The sequence below is a fragment of the Oscillibacter sp. KLE 1745 genome (assembly GCF_000469445.2).
GTDB lineage: Bacteria > Bacillota > Clostridia > Oscillospirales > Oscillospiraceae > Oscillibacter > Oscillibacter welbionis.
The window spans coordinates 1,286-4,929 of the sequence record NZ_KI271733.1; the positions used below are offsets into that span (position 1 = coordinate 1,286).

The window sequence follows — 3,644 nt, forward strand, 5'->3', positions numbered from 1 at the left end:
CGCCAACTGGACCGTGAACGTCATCAAGCAGGCCAGCGGCATCGGTCTGGACGACGGCAACGACGAGTTCGTGGGCTCCCAGGCTGTGACCCGTCAGGAGGCCGCCCTGTACGCCTTCAACATGCTGCAGGCCACCATGGTCGAGTATGACAAGAAGGACACCATCGTTGTGGGCGACATCACCATCAACACCACTTCCACCCGCAAGGACGTGGAAAACAATACCAACACCGACGGCAACATCGATGGCGAGCGCAACGGCGACGGCCTGATGCAGTTCGGCGAGAAGTATTTCAAGGACCTGGAGAAGGAGGATGCCACCGACATCTTCGGCCATCCCTCCAGCAAGTGGGTCTATGATGGCGACGATGTGGGCACCTATGCCAACGAGGCTGACGCCACTTATGTGGTGGAGGACGACGATATGGACGTCGGCCAGGTGGTCACCAGCTCCAGCTACATGAATTACAGCAGTTCCGAAGCCAAGGATGCCAAGTACTTCCTGAACGGCGATGACAATGAGGTGAAGTCCTCTGAGCTGGTTGCCGTGGGCGATATCGTCGAGGCTTACGAGAATGACAACGGCGATGTGGAGACCGTTGTGGTTTCCCGCTACACTGTTGCCAAGATCGACAAGGTCGACACCGACGTCAGCACCGCTGAGAGCCGCAACGGCGCCTCCGAGGTCCTGACCCTCACCGATCTGGACGGCGACAACAGCAACGACTACTACGACAAGTACGACGATGCCGAGAAGACCCTGCGGGGCTATGCCTCCTCCTATGACGAGGGCAGTGTCCTGGCCGTGGCCTTCCGCGACGGCAAGTTCGGCGATGAAGTCCTGGCTTCTTACGAGGCCGAGGCTGTCACCGGCGAAGTCACCGCTTTCCGTGAGGACGAGACCGTCACCATGGACGGCACCAAGTATGAGTTTGCCCGCAACGAGAACGGCACCGCTGGTTTCGTGGACGGCATCACCAGCAACTTCGACTTCGACAAGGAATACACCATCTACCTGACCGCCGACGGCTATGTCATCGGTGTGGAGGGCGCCGCTGGTGCGGACCTGTCTGACGTGTACTATGTGGCTGGCGTCTATGGTGAAGAGAGCCGGTACAACGCTAGCAAGATGACCTATTATGCCCAGGCCGTGTCTCTGGCGGATGGCTCTGCCTCCGACATTGAACTGGATGAGAAGGACTCCAAGAACGAGTTGGTAGAGTTCCTCGATACGGATAATGGCAATTACGTTGCTGTCAAGGGCCTGTATACCTTTGATGATGACATTGCCACTGCTTGGGACGGGGACAGAGACTATACCGTCTATGGCATCGATGAGGATGATGGTCTGAACACCAGTCTGAAGAATGCTCTGGCTATGGACGATACCAAGTTCTCCACCAATGTCACCGGCGGTAGCGGCAAGACCTTCTATGTGGATGAGAACACTCAGTACCTCGGCGTGGATGATTATGCCGATGATATCGACACCGTCTATGCCATGGGCGGCATGAAGGCCGACACCTCTGGTAATGTCATCGTGATTGCTGACCAGGATGAGGACCGCGATGCTCTGTATGTGATTCTGGTTGACAGCAGCGCTTCCGTTGGCTCCGCCGACATCCTGTACGCCGCCGGCAGCAGCACCGACAAGGTGGGCACCGACAAGTACGTCCGCGAGTTCTGGTCCATGGAGGACAACACCAGCGAGGACATCACCATCGATGAAAAGCTGAGTGCCAATGGCTTCTATGAGGTGGACAGCATCGACGAGGACGGCGTCTACACGCTGAAGGACTATTCTAAGTCTGAGAGCGACAATATCATTGATGAGGATTCCGACGGTATTACCGCGGAGGATCTGGCGCTGGACAACACGGACCAGATCTATCGCAACGCTCTGAGCGGCACCATCGATGGCGTCAAGTTCGACGATGTCAGCATCGCCAACGCCACCATCATCGATGGCCGCAGCAACTCCGACCGGAACGACTCCGTGTATGACCGCGAGATCAACAGCATCTCCCGTCTGGAGGCCGCTCTGGAGGCTGCTACCGATGTTTCCGACGATGTGAGCATTGACCTGTACGTGAAGGACGGCGAGATCACCTTCATCTGCGTCACCGACGTGGGCGGCGTTGCCGACAACGGCGATTCCGGTGACGCGGGCACTGGCTTCGAAGGCACCACGACTGCTGGCGCTTCCGTGAACGACAGCAATGCGCTGAAGGGCCAGAAAGACGGTGTCTACACCTTTGCTGATAACGCTTCTCTGAGCGACATTGACAGCGATATCCGTGGCGGCATTGAGAACAATCTGTTCTTCAAGTTCACCACCGAGGACACCGCTTATGCTACCCTGGTGATTTATGATGACGGCGAGACTGTCTACGAGGAAGGCGTGACCTTCACCGGCGCAGGCGGACACTTCTTCTATGTGCAGGTGCTGGATCCCAACAATGTTGGTATGATCAATTCTGGTACCGGTTCTATGAAGGATACACCTCTGACGGTTGGCACCTATACCTATGAGGTTTACTCCGGCAACGACACCCTCTTGGAGGGCGAGTTCGAAGTTGTGAAGTAATTTCTTCACAGGTTCTCGGGTAACTGTAAAGCCCCCGCTCGTAAGAGCGGGGGCTTTCCCTGTTTCCATCACATCCAGGCCAGTAGTGCTGAACAACGTCGGCATCGTTCCCCCCTGACTGGCCGGTGCCTCGTGGTTGATGAAAAATCCATCGTCCTCCAGCCCCGCGTATTGGCCCGCAGCTTTCAAAAAGGTCTCTCCAGGAGTTGAAGGAGATCCTGTCTGCTCAGATAACTTTTCCCTCTTCCCCATGGGTGCCGGTCTTCCGGCGCTCATTTTTTTGTAAAATACAGCCAGATTCAAGACAAAAGTAAAAAAATATATTATGATAGATTGAAAGGGGGGTTCCAAATTTTGGAAGGCAGGCTGCGCAGCTTCCCCACGCAATGGAAGATGTCGAATTTTCTGAGAGATGTCGTTTTTTCAGGCTTTGCTGTTTTTCGTCGTACAATCTTCTCATCGCAAATTTCGAGGAGGTGCTCTCCATGGACACGATCATCCGGGAAACGCTGCGCCCCTTTGGCATTACGCGCAATTACCGCGGTTACCCGCAGACGGTCCGCGCCATTGCTCTGGTCCTGGAAGACGAATCCCGCCTGCTCAATGTCACCGAAGAGATCTATGAAGTCGTGGCCCTGCAGACCCGGTGCCATCCCTCCAACGTGGAGCGGAACATCCGGACTGTCGTTCTCTGCGCGTGGCATACAAACCGACCGCTTCTGGTCAAAATGGCGGGATTTACGCTGACGGCTCCGCCCCGCGCCTCCCAGTTTATTGATATCATTGCCTCCTACATCCAGCGGGAAGTTTTGAGTGACCCCAACCGCCGTGTGCTGATCTGATGCCCCTCGCCTGTCTGTTCCGGGATTTGGTACCGACGGCCCATCTGCGGCCCCCCGTGCGGCAGGGATTCCCGCGTCTGCTGATGCAGCGGAATTCCTGCTCTGCGCTGGCGGAAGTGCCGCCGCGGCGGCCTGCCGGAACAGCCGGCAAATCGCCCGCTCCCCTCTCCCCGGCCAACGAATCCGGCACAGGCGGCCGCCCCATTCCGCGGGGC

Annotated in this window: 2 protein-coding genes; both read left to right on the forward strand. The window is 56.8% G+C overall.

The genetic code is table 11. The features are described 5' to 3' along the window. On the forward strand, positions 1-2,587 hold a 2,587-nt coding region (locus HMPREF1546_RS19230), incomplete at its 5' end, for a hypothetical protein (RefSeq protein WP_021751927.1). A 485-nt stretch (positions 2,588-3,072) separates the two neighbouring features. Beyond that, positions 3,073-3,429, forward strand: coding sequence for a sporulation initiation factor Spo0A C-terminal domain-containing protein (locus HMPREF1546_RS10720; RefSeq protein ID WP_025543633.1), 357 nt, complete (start codon positions 3,073-3,075; stop codon positions 3,427-3,429). The last annotated feature ends 215 nt before the right edge of the window (positions 3,430-3,644 follow it).

Coding starts and splice junctions, on each gene's coding strand:
- HMPREF1546_RS10720 (WP_025543633.1), top strand. CDS start 3,073: ATGGACACGATCATCCGGGAAACGCTGCGCCCCTTTGGCATTACGCGC.